Consider the following 21467-nt stretch of genomic DNA (forward strand, 5'->3'; position numbering starts at 1 on the left):
CGACAGGCCGGCAACCTAGGTCAGATACTGGAGCACGAGCCGGGTCACTTCGTCGATGAAGCTCTCCACCCGGTCGTCCGCGAGAAGCTGCGGCTGATGCAGCACGGCGCCGTGCGCCAGGGTCTCCACGGTCGACACGCAGACGAAGGTGGCCAGCTCCAGGTCCAGGGCGCGGCGCAGTTCGCTGCGATGCGCCTCGAGAAAGGCCCGCACCAGCTCGTTGGCCTCGCGCTCGAACCCCTCGACTTCGGCCAAGCGGCCGGTGCGCGGTATCTGCTCGACCAGCACGCGGTGCAGCTGCGGGTCGACCCGATGGGCGCGGATCATCACGTCGACGATCTCGCGCATGGCCTCACCGACCGGCCTCTGCGCGACCCGGGCCAGCGCATCGCGCAGGATGCCGAGCATCTCGCTCTTGTGCCGCTCGATGACCGAGGCCACCAGCGACTCCTTGGTCGGGAAGTACTGGTAGAGCGAGCCGATGCTCACGCCCGCCTCCGCGGCGATGCGGTTGGTGCTGGCGCGTTCGAAGCCTTCGCGCACCAGAACGCGAGCAGTGGCCTCGATCAGTGCGTCGACGGTCGCGCGCGAGCGTTCCTGCGACGCCTGCTTCCTGAGGTTGAGGGCCGGCGCGCGCGCGGCGGCGGCCTTGGTTGGTTTTCGAATGCGAGTAGACATTGCGAGTAATTACTCAGATTATGACCGCTACCGCGATGCATCGAAACCCCGGGGCGGTGCGAGCGGCCGCCGCCCGCCCGCTCTTTCGTCTCGAACCCCTTTCGACATTCGATCCATGCAAGGAAACGCAATGAACAGAACGCTGCGCCCGTCGCGCGATTTCACTCCGGCCGTGCCGGTCCTCGGGGCCTACGACCCCATCGTGTCCCTCTTCACGCAGGAGCGGCGCTGGCGCTCGGCGCTGCTGTCGCAACTCGCGCCGAAGCCCGGCGAGGTGATTGCCGACATCGGCTGCGGCACTGGCTCTTTCCTGGTGCTGCTGGCGCTGCTGGGCAAGGACGCAGCCCCCGGCCAACTCGTTGGCATCGATCCGGACGAACGCATCCTCGAGCGTGCCCGCAGGAAGCTGGCCGACGCCGGCGTCGCCTGCGAACTGCGCCAGGGCTACCTGCGCGACGCGGCGCGCCTGCTCGCGCCATTGCGGCCCGACAAGATCGTGTCGAGCCTGGTCCTGCACCAGGTGCCCCTTGCGGAAAAGCGCGCGGGCCTGGCGGCCATCCACGCGGCGCTGCGGCCCGGCGGCGAGCTGCACATGGCCGACTACGGCCTGCAGCGCACGCGCACCATGCGCTGGCTGTTCAAGCTCGTGCAGGCGGTCGACGGCGTGCAGGACACGCAGCCCAACGCGGACGGCATCGTGCCGACGCTGATGCGCGAGGCCGGCTTCGCCGAGGTCGAGGAGACCGCGGTGATCCCGACACCGACCGGTTCCATTTCGCTGTACCGCGGCATCCGCCCGGCCACCGACGACCGGCAGGAGCAGCCGGCATGAGAAACATCAAGCCCGTGGTCTTTGCCAGCGTCGCACTCTCGGGGCTCACCACGGCGGTGATCCTGCCGATCCTCGCGCCGCTCGTGCGCTCGCTGCACCTGTCGGTGCAGCAGGGCGGATGGATGCTGTCGATCAGCTCGCTGGCGATGGCTGTGATGGCCGGCCCCTGGGGACTGGCCAGCGACCGGTGGGGCCGGCGCCGCGTGATGCTCGCCGGCTTTGCCGGCATGTTCGGCGCGTACGTGCTGTTCACGGCGATCGTGCTGCAGGGGCTGTCGGGCCTGCTCGCAGGCACATGGCTGCTGCTGCTGGCCACCGGCGCACGTGCGCTGCTGGTGGCGTTCCTGCCCGCGGTGCCGGCGGCGGCGCAGGCACTGATGGCCGACCACACCGCGGCGAGCGAGCGCGCGAGTGGCATGGCGCTGATCGGTGCGGCCAGCGGCGTAGGCCTGGTGCTCGGGCCCGCCATCGGCGGACTGCTCGCGGTCCGCGGTGTGGCCTGGCCGCTGGTGGTGGCCGGGGCGCTGTGCCTGCTGGGCTTCTTCGTCGTGTGGGCGACGGTGCCGAAAGGCATCGGGCCGCCCGCGGGCGGAAAGCCCCCGTCGGTCAGCCCGTTCGCGCCGCAGCTGCGGCCGTGGATGGCCGCGAGCCTGATGTCATGGATCGCCATCGTGACCATCCAGATCATCGCGGGCTTCTATTTCCAGGACCGCCTCGGTCTCGAGACGTCGCAGGTCGGCCCGAAGCTGGCCACGGCACTCACGACAACGGGGCTGGCCCTGTTCGGCACGCAGATGCTGCAGGCCAGGTTCCTCGGATGGCCGGCACGCCGCATGGTGGTCGCCGGCAGCACCTTCTGGGTGGCCGGCCTGCTGGCGTTGCTGGGCACGGCCACGATGGGCGCCTACGTCGCGGCCTTCGCGCTGCTTGGCGCGGGGGCGGGCTTCCTAGTGGCCGGGTCGATGGCCGGCGCATCGCTGGCCGTGCCCTCCGACCGGCAAGGCGCCGTCGCGGGCCTGATCGCCGCGATGCAGGGCGCAGCGCTGGTGGTGACGCCGGCCGCCAGCACCGCGCTGTATGAGATCGATCGATCGCTGCCGTTCGCCGGTCTCGCGGCACTGTTGTGCGCGCTGGCCGTTTTCTTCGCGCTGCCTTCGTTCCGCGTGGCTGGACGCCAAGGGCACTGAGCAGGCCTGCGAAAGCCTGCGAGTCGCGACGAGGCGTCAACTGCGGCCGGGTGTCTCGACGCGCATGGGCAAGGCGCACGACTCGTCGCCTTGGTGCGCGCCTTGCTTGCGTCCAGCAGAGACCTTCATGGAAACCCTCGACGGGGCCACTGAGAGTCGGATCTAGGCCACTTTCCGGAGCAGTTGATCTTCGAGCTCGCTGGGTAAGCGATCGCCACCCATCGCCGTGCCAGCCGGCATTGCACAGCACGAAACTCCGCCGTCGACCAACGCGCGCCAAGCCAGGCGGCCCATCCTCTATGGCAAGGCTTGCCATGGCACGGTAGAGTGCATCGCATGACGATGATGAAATTTCCCTTCCGGATGAGATGAAGGCGTTTGTCGAAGCACAGGTCGCGGAACGTCGCTATGGCAATGTCAGCGAATACGTGCGCGACCTGATCCGCCGGGACCTGGAGCGCGAGCAACTCCGAACAGCCCTCCTTGCCGGACTTGAATCCGGACCCTCCGACGAATGGACTGCCGTGCACTTCGACGCGTTGCGCGCCGAGATCGCCCATGCCGGATCGGCGCAGGCCAGTTCGTCGATGACGCACCGCAGGAGCAAGAGATGAGTGACACCGTTGTCCTCTACCGCCCTACCGGACCTGAGGAGATCGCACTCGTGCGGCAGAGTGGATTTACCAAATGGCCGCCACGCCTGCCGGAGCAGGCCATCTTCTACCCCGTCACCAACGAGCAGTACGCAATCGACATCGCCAGCGATTGGAATGTCAAGGCAAGCGGATATGGTTGCGTGACGCGATTCCATGTGCGCAAGGCTTTCATGGACCGCTACGAGATTCAGAAAGTAGGTGGTGACCACCATACGGAATGGTGGATCCCCGCCGAGGACCTCGACGAACTCAATGAGAACATCGTGGGCGCTATCGAAGTGATTCGGGAATTCAGGGCCTGAGCAGCGGCAAATCTCGGCCAGGACCGGACATTGAGAGCAAGCTGATATACAAGGACTAGCCGCCTGTCGCCGGCCGAAATTCCTCCAGCTTCGGATCGAAGCATTCAACCCGAAAGAATTTAGTAGGTGCGATGTGTTCTACGTTGAATCCGATGTGCTCCGCCTCCTACATGAGGTTCCCTATTTCCGTTTCATGAAGCCGCAAGCGGCGCTTCGATTCTGGACAAGACTGCGAGACGATGGGCGGGAGTTGGCTTCGCTTCTCTGTCAATTTCCGTTGGTGAAGTATGAGCCGCTCGATACGCTATATGCATGCGCAAAAGCGGCCAGCGCACTGGACGAAAAACTTGTAGCCGATCTGTCTACTCATTATTCGTGGCAGGGCGTCGTTGAAGCATCCTTTCTTGCTGCGCTCCGACCTCACGCTGCCTATGCAAGCCATCTACGACGGGCTCGCGACAGCGTGCCCCACAACGGATGGATCGTCGATTTGGCTCTGAGTGAGGTGCGCGGCTCAGCTTGTGAGCGGCATCTGGAGCATCAGAAAGTCATTCGAGAACTGCGCGAAATCATCGAGAGAATCCCGGAGCAGCCTACTGCCCTGAGACGTGGACCAACGACAGGCGAATTGCTTCAATTGCAATCTTCCACTGTCGCAGTTGCCAATGCCTACAAAGAGGGCGGCGTGGCACAAGCAAAAGCCGCCCTAGATGCGTCGCCTTGGCGCGACTTTCTCTAGACGGCGTACCACGCGAGATGGCGCACTCTCCCAAGCCGGTCGCCCCGGGGGTTTGTGCGTATAGTGAATCTTGCATTGGGGTGGCATGAACGACCACAGGCGGCCACGAGCAGTCATACGATTTCAACGCTCAAAATCTATCAAGCATGCTCACGGACATCCTGATTGCCTCGACTGGCGATGCACCCGAAATTCTTTCCGCTGCTTCTGGTAGCTGGCCTCGCTTGCAGTTCAACTCTTTGGACAACATGGCGCTCGCCGGACTTTGGTCCGCTCTCGGCGGAACTGGCGCGGTGGATTTTGAGGGTGAGAAGTACCTCCTTGCGCACACGGAGGAGCGATGGGTCTTTGAATTTCCGCAGGACTTCGTGCAAAGGCTTTCTGCGGTGCAGTCCGGCGCCGTCGCGGAAGTCGCAATGTCCTGGGCCAAGCACGATGAACTGGTGCATATGGGCGCCGACGGCCCTGGCGTTGAGCCGGTCGTAGAGGCGATGAGCGGATTTGCTCGGCAGGCGATTGGTCAGGGCAAGAGCCTCCTGCTGTTTATGTGCCTCTAGCGACAAATCTGCTCACGGCCAGCAGCCGTCGTTCGTGTCGCGACGGGCAATGCCCGCCTCAGACGCGAAGGCAGTCGCCTGCGCCCAGACGCTCCACATTGATGCTGCTTGGTGTTTGTTCAGCGATTGACGGCGATGGGGCGTTTGACTTTGATCCGGTGGCAGGCAACGCGGCAGCGCCTCCACGTGCCTAGGACGGCTGGCCTTCACGCGGTATTCCCGTGACAGTGACTGGCGAAGGCGCACGTGTGGCCCGCTTGAAAATCGAGGGCGAAATCCCGGTGTGTTCCTTGAAGAAGCGCGAAAAGTTGCCGGGCGCTGAAAACCCCAGGTCGAGCGCCACGTCCGTGAGTTCGCCGCCTTCACTGACGCGTCGCATCGCTTCCTCGACCCTCACCCCGCTCCAGAACACCTGCGGCGTCGTGTGCAACTGGTCGCGAAACAAGGCGAAGAAGTGCGCGCGCGAAAGACCGACCTTGGCCGCGATCTCGTCGATGGTCGTTTTCTCGGACACATGGGCACGCATGTGGGCGATGGCGGCGCGCAGGCGATGGTCCAGCGCAACGCCGATGCCGCCCGCAACGGGCGCATCAACGCCGCCGGCCGTGGAGGCCGCGATGGCCGCCTCCAGCAAGCGCTCGACTTCCTGGTCGATCCGCTCGCGTCCACTGCCCGCGGAGATCATCAGGTCCAGTACGCGCCAGCATGAACGGCGCAGCGCAGCGCCGATGGGCACGCGCGGCGAGGGAAACCGGAAGCTGCGGTCCTTCGCCTGGCCAAGCTCGTCGAGCCACTCCTTCTTGATCATGAAGACGATGAACAGGCTCGAGCCGCTGTCGTCCAGACGGACCATGTCGTGCGCCTCGAACGCGTTCACGCCCAGCGCCACGCTTTCGCTGTAGGGCACGGTTTCCGCGCCGACATGCGCGCACGCGCGCGCTCCGCCCAGCCAAAGGGCGAGCTGCGTCTCCGAGTGCGCGTGCGACACCAGATTGGCGCTCGCCTCCAGGACGATCGCCGTGCCGAACGCGCCTTCGTGAAGTGCATAGGCTTCCTGCATCTGCGTGCTTCATCGAGGTGGTTTGCCGCGATTGTTCCTCCCCCGCCCCCTGGCCGGCATGGCGCCCCCGGGTAAGTCCTTAGGAGCACACCAGACGATTTGATATGCCGCCGGACCGGCCGATAAGCGCGTTCGGCTCGCAATTTCTAGAGTTGCCGCATCGCTGGAACACAGGAGCAACTCTTCATGCGAATCGCCACTTTCACGAGCGAAGGCCACCGCAAGGTCGGCCTCGTCTCCACCGACGGAATGACCGTCACCCCACTGCAGCTCACGCAGGCCCAGGCCGAGGGCGGCGTGCTGACGCTGATCGAGTCGCTGGCCGATGGCGGCTCGCTTCCGGAGGTCGCCGGTCCCGCCATCGACTTGGACAACGTGGTGCTCGACGCGCCGCTGCCCAAGCCGCGCCGCAACCTCTGGTGCGTGGGGCGCAACTACCATGCGCACGCCAAGGAGTTGGCAACTTCTGTGTTCAAGGACAACGCGGCCAGGACCGACGAATGGCCCATCGTCTTCACCAAGGTACCCGAGTGCGTCGTGGGCCCGCGCGACGACGTGTTCGTGCCTTCCGAGGTGTCCACGCAGATCGACTACGAAGCCGAGCTGGCCGTCGTGATCGGCAAGGGCGGCAAGAACATCACACGCGCCGCCGCGATGTCGCATGTGTTCGGCTACATGGTCGTCAACGACGTGACCGCGCGCGATGTGCAGGTGCGCCACGGGCAGTGGGACATGGGCAAGTCCTTCGACACCTTCTGCCCGATGGGGCCGTGGATCGTCACCGCCGACGAGTTCGACGGCACCAGGACGCGCGTGCGCTGCTGGGTCAACGGCGAGCTGCGCCAGGACGGCCCGACCGAGAACATGATCTTCGACATCCCCACGCTGATCGAGACCATCTCGCGCGGCATCACGCTCTATCCCGGCGACGTCATCGCGACCGGCACGCCAGCCGGTGTGGGCATGGGCATGAGCCCGCCGCGTTACCTGCGCGCCGGCGACGTCGTGCGTGTGGAGATCGACCGGCTCGGCGCCATCGAGAACAAGTTCGTCTGAGGGGCTGTGCATGACCACTCAAGTACTGAACGATCTGAGCGTCGAAATCGACGGTGACGGCGAGGCACTGCTGTGCATCCACGGGCTCGGCGGCTCCTCGAACGCCTGGACGCCCGTGTTGCCGGCGCTCGGCGGTTTTCGGCGCATCCGGCCCGATCTGCCGGGCAGCGCAAGGTCACCGCTGCCCGCGGACGGCAAGGCATTGTCGATCGAGCGCTACGTGGACGCGATGGTGAGCCTGCTCTCTGTGCTCGACATCGGCAAGGTGCATGTGATGGCGCACTCGATGGGCACGATCGTCGCCCAACATCTGGCGCTGCGCCGCCCCGGGACGGTGAGATCGCTGGCACTCTTCGGGCCGCTGGCTGCGCCCTCGGATGCCGCGCGCCCCAGCATCGCAGCCCGTGCCCACGCGGCGCGCGGCGGCGCGGCGGCCATGCAGGAGATCGCCGATGCCATCGTGAAGGGCGCGACCAGCGCACAGACGAAGGAGTTGCAGCCGGCGGTGCTCGCGCTGGTGCGGGAGAGCGTGATGCGCCAGTCGCCCGAGGGCTACGCGCAGAGCTGTGCGGCGCTGGCCGATGCGCAGCCGGCCGCACTCGAACGCCTTGACGTCCCTACGCTGCTGGTCACCGGCGACCAGGACGGTGTGGCCCCGCCGGCCAGCGTCCGCGTCATGCAGGAACGCATCGCCGGCAGCCGCCTCGTCGTGCTCGACGGATGCGGCCACTGGACGACTTTCGAGCAGCCGCAGCGCTGCACGCAAGAGCTCGAAGCCTTCTACGCGGCACTGCACTGAGGCGGCGCCGGATTCCATTCGACCACCCATGGCCGGCCGTACAGGCCGAAGGAGACAACGATGACCCGTATTGCATTCACCAATGTCCGCATCTTCGACGGCTCGGGCGAAGACCCCTACACCGGCGATCTGCTCGTGGAAGGAAAGCGCATCGTCGAAGTGGCGCGCCTTCCCAAGCGCGTGAGCACCGACGACGCGCGCGTGATCGACGGCAAGGGCCGCTTCCTCATGCCGGGCATGACCGAGGCCCACACGCATTTCTCGTGGAACGACCAGCCGTCTCTCGCGGCCATTCAGTTCATGCCGCCCGAAGAGCACATGCTCTGGTGCGTGCGCGTGGCCAAGCGCTACCTCGACATGGGCTGGACCTGCGCGATCGGCGCGGCGGCGGCCAAGCCGCGCCTGGACGTGGTCCTGCGCAACGCCATCGATGCGGGCGAGTTCCCCGGCCCGCGCTACCTGGCCGGCAGCCAGGAGATCACCACCATCGGCGCGCTGGGCGACAACACGCTGCCACACATGAAGTTCGAAGAACTCAGTTTCGGCAGCGTCTGCAGCGGCCCCGAAGACATCCGAAGATCGGCCCGCACCTTCATCAAGTACGGCGTCGATCACCTGAAAATCAATCTGTCGGGCGAGTACATCGCCGGCCTGCCCGCGGAAATGTCGCCGTTTGCGGAAGACGAGGTCGCCATGCTCGCGCAGGAAGCCAAGCGCTACGGCAAGCGCATGGCCGCGCACGCGCGCTCCAGCGAATCGGTCAAGCAGTGCGTACGCCACGGCATCGAGATGGTCTACCACGCCAGCTTTGCCGATTCGGAAGCGCTGGACATGCTCGAGGCGGCCAAGGACCGGCACTTTGTCGCGCCGGGCATCGGCTGGCTCATCCGCACCACCTACAACGCGGCGGAGTACGGCATCACGGAAGCCGTCGCCACTCAGATGGGATACAAACGCGAGCTGGAAATCGCATCGGCTTCGCTGCGCGAGATGCACAGGCGCGGCATTCGCATCCTGCCGGGCGGCGACTACGGCTTTGCCTGGATGCCGCACGGCACCAATGCCAACGACCTCCAGTACTTTGTCGACTACATCGGCATGACACCGAAGGAGGCGCTGATGGCCGCGACACGGCTGGGTAGCCAGATCATGCAACGTCCCGATGAATTGGGACAGCTGAAAGCGGGCTTTCTCGCAGACATCGTCCTGATCGATGGCGACCCGCTGCAGGACCTGTCGCTGCTGACGGACCCGGCGAAGGTGCAGCTGGTGATGAAGGACGGCGTGGTCCACAAGGACTGCGCCACGCCCGTGCCGCCGCATGCCGCGCTGCATCTAGCAGGCGCCGACACACCGCTGCAGGAACAGGGCGTCAAGGAAGCCTTGGCAGAGATGCACTGACCCACCAGGTTCCGCTGCTCGTTGACAGGTCGCGGCGGGCAGCAGCAGCGCCCGCTCGGACGGGATTGCGTCTGACCCGAAGGGCAACAAGTCATCCCATCCATGCGGGGCCACGGTGTGGAGTGGGCTGACAGCCTTCAGGCCGGCTCCCACACATGTCGCATGTTCCGGCCAGGTAGACACCCCCTCTTGGAGCGAGCGCAACGGGGAGACAACTTGACCAAGACTCTTCAGGAGCTGTGATGCACAGTCGCTTGGTTCGTCGCCTCCCAGCGCAGTTCTGGCATCAGCGTCGTCAATGCAACTGGCGCCCGCAGGCCGTTCTGCGAACGCCGCAGGCGAAGCCCGCGGTCAATCTCCCTCCAGCTGCGTCTCCAGCTTTTTCGCGACGGCACTGTAGTGCCGTGCCGAAGCGGTATTCTTCTGCCCGGCATAGTGCGCGCTGACCGCGCGTGCCGCGCGCAAGGCGGCCTCGAAGCCATCGTGCCGCTCCTGCCATTCGGTGTCGCGCGTCCCGATGTCTCCAGCAACGAACCGCCCCACCCGAAAGCCGCCCTCCAGATCGACGGCACCGATCACCGGCATGCCGTCGCGCAATTCGCCGTAGAACGCATAGCCCGCATTCGCACCGACGCGGGTCCGGAGCATGCCGATCCCGGATGCCTTGCCGGATTGGCAGCTTCCGCTCCAGTAGGTAGGCGCCGCACCCAGCGAGGCCGGTGCCACGAAGCGACACCCTGTCGCGGGGTCCTGCGACCATCTCATGTCGGGGTCCTGGCCGGCCGCCAGCATGGGCGCCAACGACAGGGCGAGCGCCATGACCGTGGCAGCACGAAGTCCGATGCGTGAGCCCTGTGAACCCTCTTTGCGCGAAATGCTGCATCCCATGGCGTGACATCCTTCCCGTTGGAACCTGTGGACCTGCCGCCGGCGAATGGCGGGCGTGAGCAACGGGAGATTCTCCTACGGCTTCATCCTTCAACAGGAAGGCCGTGCGCCCTGCCTCACGAGCATTCCCTTGAGGGCTCCTTGTTCGTCGCAGTCCTTGCCCGGCTGGCGCCCGAATGCACGCCGGGCTGGCAGCGATGGCTGTCGCGCGGCCTGCATGCCATCGACACCCCCATGCGGTGGAACACGCGAACGAACCGGGGCACGCGCCGCAACAGGGCGTCCCTCGCGCCTCGGCCTCCTCTTTCGCTCACTGCGCGATGCCCTCACGCAATGCAGGCCGACGCTCCAAGAGCCGCCGCAGCCTCCTCGCACAGGGCAGCCGCTTCGGCGGCGGTCCCGGCCACGCCATAGACGTAGTTGTCAGGCCGCAGGAGCGCGGCGACACACCCGTGCCGTTGGAACCAGTGGGCCGCAACACCCTCCACATCGTCCGCGCTGCCGAGCGCGACCACGGTGAGGCCAGGTATCGAAGCGTCACCAGCCCGCTCGACGCCCGGTGCAAGCACGAGCCGCCAGCCATGGCCTGCCAGCTCGTCCATGCGCTGGCGGGCTCCCGCTGCACCAGTCAGCCACGGTTGGGGAAACAGGCCGCCGCGTGCCGCGCTGGCTTGTCCCGACAGGAACCCGTCTTCCAGGCGCGGCAGGATGTCCTGGCGGGGCGTGTCCTGCACCTGGCCTGCGCACTCTTCCAGCAGGCGAGCATCGCGCGCTCTGGCCTTGGCCACATCCCGCTCGCAGATGACGACTCCCACGCCCTTGATGCGGCTGGTGAGTTCGCGCACGTGGGCCCGGCGTTCCGTGCCATAGCTGTCGAGCAGCGCCTCGCCAGCGTCGCCCCGCACCTCGCCTTGCAGCACGGCCGCGAGCTTCCAGCTCAGGTTGGCCACATCACGCACGCCCTGGCACATGCCCTGTCCAAGGAAAGGCGGCTGCATGTGCGCAGCGTCTCCGGCCAGGAAGACGCGCCCATGGCGCCACTGCTGGGCAACAAGCGCATGGAAGCGGTAGCTCGCCTGGCGCCACAGCTGACCGTCGTCGGGCGTGAGCCAACGCGACAGCAACTGCCAGGTGTGCTCGGCCGTGGCGACCTGCGCGGGGTCTTCGCCCGGCAGGATCGAGATCTCCCAGCGACGATGGTTCTTCGGACCGATCACCAGGGTGCACGGGCGCTGCGGCTCGCAGTACTGCACGCTCACCTTCGGCAGCTTGGCAAGGCCGCGCTCGTTGACCAGCACATCGACCACCAGCCAGGGCTCGTCGAAGTCCAGGTCCTGCATCTCGATGCCCAGTTGGGTGCGCACGCCGCTGCTGCCCCCGTCGCAGGCCATGCAGTAGCGCGCACGCACGGTGCGAGCCTGTCCCCCGGAGCCGATCTGCAGCATGACGCCTTCCGGGTCCTGCGCGAGCGCGACCATCTCCACGCCCAGGTCCACCGTCACGTTGGGCAACTGCGCCACGCGCGCGCGCAGTGCCCGCTCCACGGGCGGCTGCGTGAACACCATGGAAGGCGTGTACCCCTGCGGATAGGGAGGCGCCACCATGGTCATGCGCCGGATCAGCTGACCGTCGGCGCCGAGGTACTCGGAGTTGGTGAACGGCTCGATGTAAGGCTCGACAGCCTCGACCACGCCCAGCTGCTGGAACACGCGCATGATCTCGTGGTCCAGCGAGATGGCACGGGGAATCTGGTGGACATCCGGCATGCGCTCGCACACGTAGACCTTGAATCCACGCTGTCCCAACAGCCCTGCGGCCACCTGCCCCACCGGGCCGTATCCGACGATCGCGACGTCGTAGATGTCGCTCGTGCTCACGCCGCCTCATCCGCAATGGGGTTGGAGAGAAGGCCGACGCCATCGATCTCTATCTCGATGGTGTCGCCCGCGCGCATCCATACGGGTGGAGTGCGCGCCTGGCCCACGCCGGCGGGCGTGCCCATCACGATCACGTCGCCCGGCTCCAGCGTCAGCACCTGTGCCAGCAAGGCGATGGTCTCGGCGACGCTGAAGATCATGTCGTCGGTATTGGCGTCCTGCATCACCTGGCCATTCAGGCGGCTCTGGATGCGCAGGCCCGCGGCGCCCGGCGCCAATTCGTCGGCGGTAACCAGCACGGGTCCGAAGCCGCCGGTGCGGTCGAAGTTCTTGCCGATGGTCCATTGGGGCGTGCGCTTCTGGTAATCGCGCACGCTCATGTCGTTGAAGCAGCTGTAGCCGAAGACATAAGCCAGCGCCTGGGCCTGGGGCGTGTGCCGAGGCACCTTGCGGCCGATCACCACCGCCAGTTCGGCCTCGTAGTCGAAGCGTGTCGACACCTTGGGCAACCATCCGGCCTCCCCATGGGCCAACAGCGACGAGGGCGCACGAAAGAAGAACCAGGGGTAGTCGGGCTTCTCTCGACCGCCTTCCTTGGCGTGATCGTAGTAGTTGAGGCCCAGGCAGACGATCTTGCCGGGCTCGGGCACCAGCGGCGCCAACCTCGCGCCTTCAAGGGGCTGACGCTGACCCGATCTCAGTGCTTGCCGCGCCGCGGCCTGCAGGTCGACGCCGGCGCTCAGCGCGGCGCGCAGGTCGGCCGGCACCAGCGCGTCGGCATCGTTCAGATCGATCAGGTCCTGGGCGTCGACAAGGGCCAGGCGCGGCGCGCCTTGGCGCAGGTAGGTGGTGAATTTCATCGGGATGTCACTCGGTTGGAAAAATCAGGGGTTCGTTGCGAAGAAGATGCGCCGCTGTGCGTCCTTCAGGGCGGCGCCGGGGGCGGCAGAGATGCCCCACTGGTCCACGCGGCCCGGCGGCCACTTCCAGTGCTCGGGGCCGTGCGCCTCGTAGCCGTCGTCGATCTGCTCCACCTCGGCCGTGTACTCGATGACGACGCCGAAGGGATCGATGAAATAGTTGAAGAGGTTGTTGCCCGGGCCGTGCCTGCCGGGGCCCCACTGGATGGGAAACCCCGCGTCCTTCATGCGGCCGCCGCCGCGCATCACCGATTCGAAGTCGGGCATGAGGAAGGCGATGTGGTTGAGCGCATCGTTGTCCGAGATGCCGATGGCGATGGTGTGGTGATCGCGATCGCAGTTCATGAAGGCCATGATCCCGGTGCGGTCTACCAGGCGAAAGCCCAGCGCCTGCTGCAGGAAGACCTGCGTCTCGTCCACCGCGTGGCTGTTGAGCACCACGTGGGTCAGGCGGATGGGCCGGTCCTTGACCGCGGGTCCCTCGGGCTGCCGGCTGTCGCCGTGCACCACCTGGAAGATGCGCCCGTGCGGGTCCCTGAACTTCAGGCCGACGCCACCGGCGGGATCGCGCGTGAGTTCGTGCGGCGGCGCCAGCAGGGTGCCGCCGGCGGCCACGACGCGGGCGGCCACGGCATCGAGCGCCTCCCGGCTGCGCGCGCGCAGCGTCACCTGGCGGATGCGCGGGACCTCCGTGCCCTGGTGCAGCGCCAGCAGGTGGCCGTCACCGCCCGTGCCGCGCAGGTACAGCACGGAATCGCCGCGGTGGGCGACTTCCAGCCGCCAGGTGCCGGTGTAGAAGGCTTCGGCCTGCGCGAGGTCGGGCACCTCGAGCGCCACGCTGCGCAGACCTTGGATCCAGGGGGAGCTCATAGGGTCGTCTCTTTCTTGGGAAGGCCGAGGAATCGCTCGGCGTTGCGATGCACCAGGGCCGCCACCGTGGCTTCATCGAAGCCGGCGGCCTCGATGCGCTGCACCGGCGTGCGGTCATGGAAATTGAAGGGGTAGTCGGTGCCCACCATCAACTGGTCGGCGCCGAAGCGATGCACCAGGTGGCGCAGCAGGGGCTCGTCGAACACGAGCGTGTCGTAGAACAGCCGCCGCGCCTGCTCCGCGGGCGAGGCCGTGATGCTCTCCTTCAGCGCAGGAAACACTTCCCAGCCCTGCTGCAGGCGAGGCAGCAACGTGGCCAGCGTGCCGCCGCCATGGCTGAACGCGATGCGCAGGCGCGGCCGGCGCAGCAGCAGGTTGGCCGTGATGACCGACGCGGCCGCCAGGCCCACGTCCCCCGGATAGGCCAGCACCTGCTGCAAGGGCGCGGGGCCCACCAGCCGGTCCATGCCGGCCGGGCGCAAGGCGTGCACGAACACCGCGGCCCCCAGGGCCTCGCAGGCTTCGAAGAAGGCATCGAACTGCGCGGCACCCACGGGCGCATCGTTGACATTGCTGCCGATCTCCACGCCCGCGAACCCCAGCGTTCCCACGACGTACTCGAGCTCGGCAATCGCCAGGTCGATGTCCTGCAGCGGCACCGCGCCGAGCGCCGCGATGCGGCCGTTGCCCTGCGTCACCATGCCGGCCATGCAATCGTTGGTGTAGCGCAGCAACTGGTGGGCGTCGTGGGCGGCCATCCAGTACGACAGGAGCTCCGGCATGGGCGAGATCACCTGCAGTGCGAGCCCCATGCCCGGCAGATCCTCGAGCCGGCGTGCGGTGCTCCAGCAGCGGTCAGACACCGTGCGGTACACCTTGTTCGCGATCATCACGTGGCGATGGCAGGCGTGGGCGGGCGCCATCGAGGGCCAGTCGGCCGGCAGCCTGGAGCCGATGTAGCTCGGGAAGTGCTCGGGCACCACATGCGCATGCACATCGATGCCGCAGCTGCAACGGGTCATTTCTTTTCTCCAGCGCAGGGCTATTCGGGCCGGATGTCGAGCTGCCTGACCAGCTTGGCCCAGCGCTCGCGCTCGCTGTGCATGAAGGCCTCGAACTCCGGCACCGACATGCGCTGCTCGGCCTGCGAGCCGAGGGTCTGCAGGCGCTGCAGCACCTCGGGCTGCTGCATGACGGCTTCCAGGTCGCGGTTGACGCGCGCGATCACCTCCGTGGGCGTACCTGCCGGCGCAAAGAGACCGTTCCATCCCGTGTACTCGAAACCGGGGAAGGTCTCGGACAGCGCGGGCACGTCCGGCATGCCCGGCTGCCGCCCGGCGGTGCTCACGGCCAGTGCACGCACCTTCCCCGAGGAGAGGTACGCGGTGAGGGCCGCATCGGGCAGGCAGACCAGCGGCACCCGCCCGCCGATCACGTCCTGCAGTGCATCGGGCGCCTTGGTGTAGGGCACATGGTTGAAACGCACGCCGGCCATCCCGGCCACGCTGTCGGCCAGCATGCCGGAGAAGGTCTTCGGGCCTTCGGTGGCGATCGCGATGCTGCCCGGTTGCGCCTTGGCCAGCGCCAGCGCCTCCTTCAGATTCCTGGCCGGGAAGTTCGCCGCGGCAGCGATCACGAAGGGGCTGCGCCCCACCAGCCGCACCGGCGCGAAATCCTTCGCCGGGTCGTAGGGCAGGGCCTTGAAGGTGTAGGCATTGGTCACCATCGCCGCGGTGGTCGCGTAGTAGAAGGTGTAGCCATCGGGCTGCGACCGCGCCGCCGCCAGCGCGCCGATCACGTTCTGCCCGCCCGGCTTGTTCTCGATCACGATGGGCTGGGCCCAGCTTCGCGCGAGCCGGTCGGCCACGTAGCGCGCGAGGATGTCGGGCCCCGAGCCCGCGGGCTGCGAAAGGATGAACTTGACGGGGCGCTGCGGCCAGTCGGGCTGTGCGCGAAGCAGCCCGCTGCCCGCCAGCGGAAACAGCGTCGCCGTCCGGACGAAATCTCTGCGTTGCATGGAGTCTCCTTTGTTCTTGGAGCCTGGATGCTAGGAAGCCTCCCAACATCTGAACAGTCGATGACGCAGATACATAAAATCCATTTCATGGATATTCGATCGGTCGACCTCAACCTGCTGGTGCTGTTCGATGCGATGGCCAGGCTGCGCAGCGTCAGCCGCGCGGCCGAAGCCATCGGGCTGAGCCAGCCCGCCACCAGCGCCGCCCTGGCGCGGCTGCGCGCAACCTTCGACGACGACCTGTTCGTGCGCGCCGGCGCGCAGATGGAGCCCACGCCGCGCGCGCAGGCACTGAGCCCCGTGGTGCAACGCGTGGTGCAGGCGATCCAGGCGGAGATCCTTCAGCCGGCTGGCTTCGATCCGGCGAGCGCGGAGCGCAGCTTCACGCTGCTCACCCCCGACATCGGCGAGGTGGCGTTTCTCCCCGGGGTGCTGCGACGCCTGCGGCAGGCAGCGCCGCTGGTGCGGCTGCGTGCGCTTTCCATGCCGCGCACGGCGGCCGCCCATGCGCTGGAGGCCGGCGAGGCCGATCTGGCCGTGGGCTTCTTTCCCGATCTGCAGAAGGCGGGCTACTTCCGCCAGGCGCTGTTCAGGACGTCCTACACCTGCATCGCCTGCGCGCACAATGCGGCAGCGCCTTCGCGCATGACGGCGCGGCAGTACCTGGCGGCGCGGCACATCGTCGTGCGGCCCGACGGGCGCGAGCACATGCTGGACCGCTTCCTGGAGGACAAGGGCTGGCACCGGCACGTGACGCTGGAGCTCTCGCATTTCATGAGCCTGTTGTCGCTGCTGCCCGGCAGCGACCTGGTGGCGACCGTGCCCGACGACATCGCCACCGTGGTGCAGCGGCATATCGCGGTGAAGACCATCGAACTGCCCTTCAAGCCGCCGCAGCTCCAGGTGCAGCAGTACTGGCACCGTCGCATGCAGAACGATGCATCCAACCGCTGGCTGCGCGGACTCTTCTACGAAGTGAACCGGCGCGACGCCAACGCACGCCTGCCCGACTGGCAGGCCGCCGGCTGAAGGTGCTTCAACCGGCGCTCAGCCCCGCCGCCTGCACCCCGGCGATGCAGATGGCTTCATCCTCGTCGCCGGTGCCGCCACTGGCACCTACCGCGCCCAGCAGCGTGCCAGCCGCATCGCGGATCACCACCGCACCGGTCTGAGGCAGGAACCTGCCCTCGGCCGTGGCGGCCAGCGCGACGAAGAAGTTGGGGTTGTCCCTCGCGCGCTCGGCCAGCTTGCGGCTGGCCACGCCCATGCCCACCGCACCCCATGCCTTGGCACGCGCGATGTCGAAGCGGAACATGCTGGCACCGTCTTCGCTCACGAAGGCCTTGAGATGGCCGGCGGCATCGAGCACCGCAATGCCCATGGGCTGGTAGCCGGCTTCCTTCGATTTCGCGAGGGCCGCATCGATGATGGTGCGGGCTTGCTGCAGGGTCAGGCTGGACACGGGCTTTCCTTTTCTTTCATTCATTCAATGAGCGACCGCCCCGGGGCCGGCGACAGCCTCGAAGCCATAGCGGTTCATGCTGGCGAAGGCAGGCATGGCGGGGTGCGGCACGAAGCGTGTGCGGCAGTCGAGCACGGCCGGCAGACCCGAGGCCAGCGCGCGGTGGATGGCGGGCCCGACCTCGGCCAGGGCCGTCACACGTTCGCCGTGACAGCCGAAACCCCGCGCGATGGCGGCATAGTCTGTCCCGTCGAGCGCGGTGCCCAGTTCGAAACCGAGCGCATTGCGTTGACCGGCACGGATGATGCCCCAGGCGGCGTTGTTGTGGACGATGATGAGCACCGGCAGGCGGTGACGTCGCGCGGTGTCCAGTTCGTTGAGCGTGAAGCCGAAGGAGCCGTCGCCCGTGATGAGCGTGACGGCCCGCTCAGGCTGCTGCGCCTGCAGCGCGATGGCATAGGGCAGGCCGAAACCGAGGTGGCTCATGCCCGGCTCGTGAAAGCGCGTGCGCACGTCGTGCACCGGCGTCAGGTCGTTGCTCCAGAAGCTGGTGTGGCCGCCGTCGAAGACGGCCAGGCCGTCTTTCGGCAAGGCCTCGCCGATCGCGCGCGCCAGCGCCGCGGGGTGCATGGCCTCGCCCGGTTCGCCCTCCTCCCCCAGTGCCGCCAGGCGCGACGCGTACGCCTCGCGCGCCTGCCGCAGGTCGCGCAGCCAGCCGCTGTCGACGGCACGCTCCAGGTCGGCATCACCGGCTGCGAGCAGATCCTCGAGCGCGGCGCTTGCATCGGCTTGCAGTGCGAGTTCGTGCAAGGCGGGGTGCCCCAATGCCGACGGATCGATGTTGATGCTGACCAGCCGCTGCGACCGCCGCGCCAGCGGCCCGTGCGCGTCCCACATCCAGGACGACCAGCGGCATCCCACGGCGAGGACGAGATCGGCGCGCTCGAAGGCCAGCCGCACGGGCTCCCCGGCGATCAGGCCGCCATGGCCGATGAAATGCGGGCTGTCCGAGGCCACCACGCCGAGCGCCATCTGCGTGGGAAGCACCGGCGCCTGCCAACGCTGCGCAAGCGCACGCACGCTGGCGGCCGCGCCGCTCGCGACCACGCCGCCGCCGGCCACGATGAGCGGGCGCCTGGCCTGCGCCATGAGGGCTGCCGCGCGGCGCACATCGTCGGCATGCGGCCGGACACGCCCCACGAAGCGATAGCTCGCCGGCGCAACGTCGAACTCCGCCTCCTCGAAGCTGCAGGACTGGCTCAGCACGTCCTGCGGAATGTCCAGGTGCACCGGGCCGGGCCGTCCGCTCAGCGCCTCGCGAAAGGCGCGGCGCACGAGCTCCGGCAGGCGGCGCGCATCATGCACCACCGCGTTCCACTTGGTGATCGGCCGCGTCAGCGCCACGGTGTCCAGGTCCATGAACATGCCGCTGTGCGGATAGCAGGCGGCGCGATGCTGGTTGGTGGTGATGGCCAGCAGCGGCAGGTTGTTGTTGAAGGCCACGCCCAGGCCGGAGGCCAGGTTGAGACCGCCCGGCCCCATCTCGCCCAGCGCCACCGCGATCCGCCCCGACGCGGCATGGACACCGGCCGCCATCATCGGGGCTGCGCCTTCGTGCCGCACCCCGAGGAAGCGCAACCGTTCCTGCTGCGAGATCGCGTGCAGCAACGGCCCCAGCTTGCCGCCGACGATGCCGAAAACCTCCCGCACCTGCTCTGCGAGCAGAAGCCGCACCAACGCCTGCGCGCCGTTGATTTGCAGCGCCATGTCCTAGTCCTCCGCCGTGAAATGGGCCGCCTTGACGATCGGGGCCCAGCGCTGCCGGTCGGCACGCACGATGCGGGCGAATTCGTCGGCGCCCTGGTGCATCGGCTGCAGCCCGACCTTGGCCAGCGCCTCGACGAATTCGGGCGCCGCGAGACCCTCGCGCACGAGCGCATTGAGGCGCTGGACGGTCTCGGACGGCGCGCGCGCCGGCAGGAACCAGCCCAGCCACTCCTGTACGACGATGTCGGGGAAGCCCTGCTCGACGAAGGTCGGCACCTCCGGCAGGAAGGGCGAACGCTGCGCGCTCGACACCGCCAGGCCCCGCAGTTTGCCAGCGCGGATGTACGGCATCACCTCGCCGAGCACGCTCACGCTCACCGGCACCTGACCGCCCAGCACGTCGTTGAGCAGCGGCGCGCCGCCCCGGTAGGCCACCGCCGTGAGCTCCGCGCCGCCGGCCCTCTGCAGCATCATGCCGACGAAGTGCAGCGCCGAGCCGGCCGCCGGCACGCCGTAGTTGGCCTGCGGCGGATGGGCCTTGGCCCACTTCACATACTCCGACGCCGTCCTCACGTCCGTCGGCAAACCGGGGCCGGCCGTCAGGACGAAGGCATAGTTGACGGTGCTGGTCACCGGCACGAAATCGGCGATCGGGTCGTAGTTGAGCTTCCTGTAGGTGTTCGGATAGAGCGTCATCGGCGAGCTGGGAATCTGCAGGATCGTCAGGCCATCGGGCGCCGCACGCTTGACGTACTCCACCGCGATGCGCCCGCCCGCCCCTGTCTTCGGCTCCACCACCAGGCTGGCGGCGTACTTGCCGCGCAGCTTCTCGGCGAGCGGGCGTGCCACGTGGTCGCCCATGCCGCCGGCGGGAAAGCCCGAGACGATGGAGGCATTGCCGTTGAGCTGCGCGAGCGCGCGTTCCCAGGGGGCGAGCGCGGCCAGCGCACTGCCCGCCTGAAGAAGATGAAGGAAGTCTCTGCGGTCCATGGCATGTCTCCTGGGTCTGGGGCCCTTGGCTGTCGATGCATCGATCGTGAGGCCACCGAGGGCTGCCGCGAATGGACAAATCGCACCATGGCAGGTAGTTTTCCGGCCTCGATCGCATCTGCACGATCTGCACGCCGTGAAATCCGCTGCCAGGCCCCTCCTCCTCGTCCCCTTCCGTGAAGTCCGTCATGAGCAGCCCGACGACTGCCTGCACTACGAGCTGGTGGCGGTGCGCGGGCGGGAGATGGACTGGACGATTCCGGCGCATCGCCACGAGGGCCTGCACCAGATCCAGTTTCTGGAGCGGGGTCGCATCAGCGGCACGGTGGATGGGCGAGCGGTGCAGGCCGATGCCCCGGCCATCCTGCTGATTGCCCCGGGCTCGGTGCACGGCTTTCACCACACACGCGACACTTCGGGGCATCAGCTCACCATTCCCAGCGCCACGCTGCAGCAACTCCTGGCCGGCACACAGCTGGCGGAGACGAGCCTGGGCAGCTCCTTCTTGCTGACGGAGCTGGCGCCCCCGGCGCACGCCGAATGCGCCACGCTCTTCGCCATGCTGGGGCGCGAGTTCCACGGCCACGATGCTGGCCGGGTGCCTGCGCTGCTGGCCACCGCCACCCTGCTTGCGGTCCTGCTGCTGCGCCTGCACGGCGCATACATCCAGAAGACGCAGGCGCCCGGTGCGCGCGATGCGCTGGTCCAGCGCTTCCGTGCGCTGGCAGAGCAGCACTTTCGCGAGCACCGCGGCCTTCCTTTCTATGCCCAGCAGCTGGGCGTGAAACCCGACCACCTGAGCCGCAGCTGCCGCAATGCGACGCAGCAGTCGGCCCTGCAGCTGCTGCACGAGCGACTCATGCTGGAAGCGCGTCGACTGCTCGCCTATACCCCCATGTCCGTGGCAGAGGTGGCCGACACCATCGGGTACCAGGACCCGGCCTACTTCAGCAAGTTCTTCACTCGCGCCACCGGCCACTCGCCTTCACAGTACCGTGCGCTGGCGGCCCAGGGGGTCAAAACACCTCGTTAGGCACATGCGGGCCCAATCACCGGTCTCGGCGGAGCACACGCCCTCCTGCCCGACCCCGCCACCGGGTACTTCGCGCCCCCTGCAGGCCGGAACCCCATGGCCATGGTCACGAAGGCGCAGTACTTCCCATGCATCGCGAACCGTCGGGACCGGCTTGGTCACGCGACCCGAAGCCGACGAAGCCGACAACCCTTTCCCGTCACGCAGTTGATCAGCATCCGCTCGCATGACGACGCGGCCGCGCTCGGGCATCAGCAGGCACTCGCGCAATCGAGCACGAAGCCCCGGGCCCGCCCAGCATGACCCGACGCCCTCCATGATCGATTCACGACGAGTTCGGAGTCGACGCAGACAGAGTCGAGATCCCGCGGTCGAT

Annotated in this window: 23 protein-coding genes; 11 read left to right on the forward strand and 12 right to left on the reverse strand. The window is 67.4% G+C overall.

Translation table 11 applies throughout. The features are described from left to right. Positions 1 to 15: 15 nt before the first annotated feature. The gene (locus tag EJP69_RS20495; RefSeq protein ID WP_093208626.1) at positions 16 to 678 is read right to left on the reverse strand and encodes a TetR/AcrR family transcriptional regulator; all 663 of its coding nucleotides are present in this window, start codon (positions 676 to 678) and stop codon (positions 16 to 18) included. A gap of 130 nt (positions 679 to 808) precedes the next feature. Between EJP69_RS20495 and EJP69_RS20500 the strand changes: the two genes are divergently transcribed. The 6 genes from EJP69_RS20500 to EJP69_RS20525 all read left to right on the forward strand — a co-directional run bounded on the left by EJP69_RS20500 (position 809) and on the right by EJP69_RS20525 (position 4951). Further along, on the forward strand, positions 809 to 1510 hold the full coding sequence (locus EJP69_RS20500) for a class I SAM-dependent methyltransferase (RefSeq protein WP_126472300.1): 702 nt from the start codon (positions 809 to 811) through the stop codon (positions 1508 to 1510). Then, positions 1507 to 2697, forward strand: coding sequence for an MFS transporter (locus EJP69_RS20505; RefSeq protein ID WP_093208621.1), 1191 nt, complete (start codon positions 1507 to 1509; stop codon positions 2695 to 2697). The genes EJP69_RS20500 and EJP69_RS20505 overlap by 4 nt, the downstream gene beginning before the upstream one ends. 350 nt (positions 2698 to 3047) lie before the next feature. Continuing rightward, on the forward strand, positions 3048 to 3311 hold the full coding sequence (locus EJP69_RS20510; RefSeq protein WP_256230371.1) for a type II toxin-antitoxin system ParD family antitoxin: 264 nt from the start codon (positions 3048 to 3050) through the stop codon (positions 3309 to 3311). Beyond that, on the forward strand, positions 3308 to 3655 hold the full coding sequence (locus EJP69_RS20515; RefSeq protein ID WP_126472301.1) for a hypothetical protein: 348 nt from the start codon (positions 3308 to 3310) through the stop codon (positions 3653 to 3655). Before EJP69_RS20510 ends, EJP69_RS20515 begins: the two co-directional genes overlap by 4 nt. A gap of 193 nt (positions 3656 to 3848) precedes the next feature. Continuing rightward, positions 3849 to 4394 (forward strand): hypothetical protein, encoded by a 546-nt coding sequence (locus EJP69_RS20520; RefSeq protein WP_126472302.1) that lies wholly within the window; start codon positions 3849 to 3851, stop codon positions 4392 to 4394. Positions 4395 to 4540: 146 nt separating this feature from the next. Next, the gene (locus tag EJP69_RS20525) at positions 4541 to 4951 is read left to right on the forward strand and encodes a hypothetical protein (protein WP_093208590.1); all 411 of its coding nucleotides are present in this window, start codon (positions 4541 to 4543) and stop codon (positions 4949 to 4951) included. A gap of 190 nt (positions 4952 to 5141) precedes the next feature. Here the strand turns inward: EJP69_RS20525 and EJP69_RS20530 are convergent, their stop codons facing one another. After that, a complete protein-coding gene (locus EJP69_RS20530) occupies positions 5142 to 6011 on the reverse strand; it encodes a helix-turn-helix domain-containing protein (protein WP_093208587.1) in 870 nt (289 codons plus the stop codon). A 186-nt stretch (positions 6012 to 6197) separates the two neighbouring features. Here EJP69_RS20530 and EJP69_RS20535 point away from each other — a divergent pair, with 186 nt between their 5' ends. The 3 genes from EJP69_RS20535 to EJP69_RS20545 are packed head-to-tail and all read left to right on the forward strand — an operon-like array spanning position 6198 to position 9267. Next, on the forward strand, positions 6198 to 7067 hold the full coding sequence (locus EJP69_RS20535; protein WP_126472303.1) for a fumarylacetoacetate hydrolase family protein: 870 nt from the start codon (positions 6198 to 6200) through the stop codon (positions 7065 to 7067). 10 nt (positions 7068 to 7077) lie between these two features. Continuing rightward, a complete protein-coding gene (locus EJP69_RS20540; protein WP_093307619.1) occupies positions 7078 to 7866 on the forward strand; it encodes an alpha/beta fold hydrolase in 789 nt (262 codons plus the stop codon). A gap of 60 nt (positions 7867 to 7926) precedes the next feature. After that, the gene (locus tag EJP69_RS20545) at positions 7927 to 9267 is read left to right on the forward strand and encodes a metal-dependent hydrolase family protein (protein WP_126472304.1); all 1341 of its coding nucleotides are present in this window, start codon (positions 7927 to 7929) and stop codon (positions 9265 to 9267) included. Here the strand turns inward: EJP69_RS20545 and EJP69_RS30115 are convergent. The 7 genes from EJP69_RS30115 to EJP69_RS20580 all read right to left on the reverse strand — a co-directional run bounded on the left by EJP69_RS30115 (position 9202) and on the right by EJP69_RS20580 (position 15839). Continuing rightward, entirely contained in the window at positions 9202 to 9450 is a 249-nt protein-coding gene (locus EJP69_RS30115) for a nucleotidyltransferase family protein (RefSeq protein ID WP_170217195.1), read from the reverse strand. The genes EJP69_RS20545 and EJP69_RS30115 overlap by 66 nt on opposite strands. Before the next feature lie 168 nt (positions 9451 to 9618). Further along, a complete protein-coding gene (locus tag EJP69_RS20555; protein ID WP_093307632.1) occupies positions 9619 to 10086 on the reverse strand; it encodes a hypothetical protein in 468 nt (155 codons plus the stop codon). A gap of 395 nt (positions 10087 to 10481) precedes the next feature. Then, complete coding sequence (locus EJP69_RS20560) at positions 10482 to 12032, reverse strand: bifunctional 3-(3-hydroxy-phenyl)propionate/3-hydroxycinnamic acid hydroxylase (RefSeq protein WP_240652245.1); 1551 nt, start codon at positions 12030 to 12032, stop codon at positions 10482 to 10484. After that, a complete protein-coding gene (locus EJP69_RS20565) occupies positions 12029 to 12892 on the reverse strand; it encodes a fumarylacetoacetate hydrolase family protein (protein ID WP_093208579.1) in 864 nt (287 codons plus the stop codon). Before EJP69_RS20565 ends, EJP69_RS20560 begins: the two co-directional genes overlap by 4 nt. A 24-nt stretch (positions 12893 to 12916) precedes the next feature. After that, on the reverse strand, positions 12917 to 13822 hold the full coding sequence (locus EJP69_RS20570) for a VOC family protein (RefSeq protein WP_126472305.1): 906 nt from the start codon (positions 13820 to 13822) through the stop codon (positions 12917 to 12919). After that, positions 13819 to 14844, reverse strand: coding sequence for an amidohydrolase family protein (locus tag EJP69_RS20575; RefSeq protein WP_126472306.1), 1026 nt, complete (start codon positions 14842 to 14844; stop codon positions 13819 to 13821). Before EJP69_RS20575 ends, EJP69_RS20570 begins: the two co-directional genes overlap by 4 nt. Positions 14845 to 14864: 20 nt before the next feature. Beyond that, on the reverse strand, positions 14865 to 15839 hold the full coding sequence (locus EJP69_RS20580) for a Bug family tripartite tricarboxylate transporter substrate binding protein (protein WP_126472307.1): 975 nt from the start codon (positions 15837 to 15839) through the stop codon (positions 14865 to 14867). 87 nt (positions 15840 to 15926) lie between these two features. Here EJP69_RS20580 and EJP69_RS20585 point away from each other — a divergent pair, with 87 nt between their 5' ends. Continuing rightward, the gene (locus EJP69_RS20585) at positions 15927 to 16868 is read left to right on the forward strand and encodes a LysR family transcriptional regulator (protein WP_170217196.1); all 942 of its coding nucleotides are present in this window, start codon (positions 15927 to 15929) and stop codon (positions 16866 to 16868) included. A gap of 7 nt (positions 16869 to 16875) precedes the next feature. Here the strand turns inward: EJP69_RS20585 and EJP69_RS20590 are convergent, their stop codons facing one another. The 3 genes from EJP69_RS20590 to EJP69_RS20600 are packed head-to-tail and all read right to left on the reverse strand — an operon-like array spanning position 16876 to position 20058. Beyond that, entirely contained in the window at positions 16876 to 17301 is a 426-nt protein-coding gene (locus EJP69_RS20590) for a GlcG/HbpS family heme-binding protein (RefSeq protein ID WP_206169365.1), read from the reverse strand. A 24-nt stretch (positions 17302 to 17325) separates the two neighbouring features. After that, positions 17326 to 19068, reverse strand: a complete 1743-nt coding sequence (locus EJP69_RS20595; protein ID WP_126472309.1) for a thiamine pyrophosphate-binding protein — start codon at positions 19066 to 19068, stop codon at positions 17326 to 17328. A gap of 3 nt (positions 19069 to 19071) precedes the next feature. Continuing rightward, positions 19072 to 20058: a Bug family tripartite tricarboxylate transporter substrate binding protein gene (locus EJP69_RS20600; RefSeq protein WP_126472310.1), complete on the reverse strand. Its 987-nt coding sequence runs from the start codon at positions 20056 to 20058 to the stop codon at positions 19072 to 19074. A 136-nt stretch (positions 20059 to 20194) separates the two neighbouring features. Between EJP69_RS20600 and EJP69_RS20605 the strand changes: the two genes are divergently transcribed. Then, positions 20195 to 21091, forward strand: a complete 897-nt coding sequence (locus tag EJP69_RS20605) for a helix-turn-helix domain-containing protein (protein ID WP_170217197.1) — start codon at positions 20195 to 20197, stop codon at positions 21089 to 21091. Positions 21092 to 21467 lie beyond the last annotated feature (376 nt).

It is taken from the genome of Variovorax gossypii, assembly GCF_003965815.1.
Lineage (GTDB): Bacteria > Pseudomonadota > Gammaproteobacteria > Burkholderiales > Burkholderiaceae_C > Variovorax > Variovorax gossypii.

Coding starts and splice junctions, on each gene's coding strand:
- EJP69_RS20585 (WP_170217196.1), top strand. CDS start 15,927: ATGGATATTCGATCGGTCGACCTCAACCTGCTGGTGCTGTTCGATGCG.
- EJP69_RS20530 (WP_093208587.1), bottom strand. CDS start 6,011: ATGCAGGAAGCCTATGCACTTCACGAAGGCGCGTTCGGCACGGCGATC.
- EJP69_RS20535 (WP_126472303.1), top strand. CDS start 6,198: ATGCGAATCGCCACTTTCACGAGCGAAGGCCACCGCAAGGTCGGCCTC.
- EJP69_RS20495 (WP_093208626.1), bottom strand. CDS start 678: ATGTCTACTCGCATTCGAAAACCAACCAAGGCCGCCGCCGCGCGCGCG.
- EJP69_RS20515 (WP_126472301.1), top strand. CDS start 3,308: ATGAGTGACACCGTTGTCCTCTACCGCCCTACCGGACCTGAGGAGATC.
- EJP69_RS20565 (WP_093208579.1), bottom strand. CDS start 12,892: ATGAAATTCACCACCTACCTGCGCCAAGGCGCGCCGCGCCTGGCCCTT.
- EJP69_RS20525 (WP_093208590.1), top strand. CDS start 4,541: ATGCTCACGGACATCCTGATTGCCTCGACTGGCGATGCACCCGAAATT.
- EJP69_RS20570 (WP_126472305.1), bottom strand. CDS start 13,822: ATGAGCTCCCCCTGGATCCAAGGTCTGCGCAGCGTGGCGCTCGAGGTG.
- EJP69_RS20505 (WP_093208621.1), top strand. CDS start 1,507: ATGAGAAACATCAAGCCCGTGGTCTTTGCCAGCGTCGCACTCTCGGGG.
- EJP69_RS20575 (WP_126472306.1), bottom strand. CDS start 14,844: ATGACCCGTTGCAGCTGCGGCATCGATGTGCATGCGCATGTGGTGCCC.
- EJP69_RS20500 (WP_126472300.1), top strand. CDS start 809: ATGAACAGAACGCTGCGCCCGTCGCGCGATTTCACTCCGGCCGTGCCG.
- EJP69_RS20580 (WP_126472307.1), bottom strand. CDS start 15,839: ATGCAACGCAGAGATTTCGTCCGGACGGCGACGCTGTTTCCGCTGGCG.
- EJP69_RS20540 (WP_093307619.1), top strand. CDS start 7,078: ATGACCACTCAAGTACTGAACGATCTGAGCGTCGAAATCGACGGTGAC.
- EJP69_RS20600 (WP_126472310.1), bottom strand. CDS start 20,058: ATGGACCGCAGAGACTTCCTTCATCTTCTTCAGGCGGGCAGTGCGCTG.
- EJP69_RS20555 (WP_093307632.1), bottom strand. CDS start 10,086: ATGGCGCTCGCCCTGTCGTTGGCGCCCATGCTGGCGGCCGGCCAGGAC.
- EJP69_RS20520 (WP_126472302.1), top strand. CDS start 3,849: ATGAAGCCGCAAGCGGCGCTTCGATTCTGGACAAGACTGCGAGACGAT.
- EJP69_RS20545 (WP_126472304.1), top strand. CDS start 7,927: ATGACCCGTATTGCATTCACCAATGTCCGCATCTTCGACGGCTCGGGC.
- EJP69_RS20595 (WP_126472309.1), bottom strand. CDS start 19,068: ATGGCGCTGCAAATCAACGGCGCGCAGGCGTTGGTGCGGCTTCTGCTC.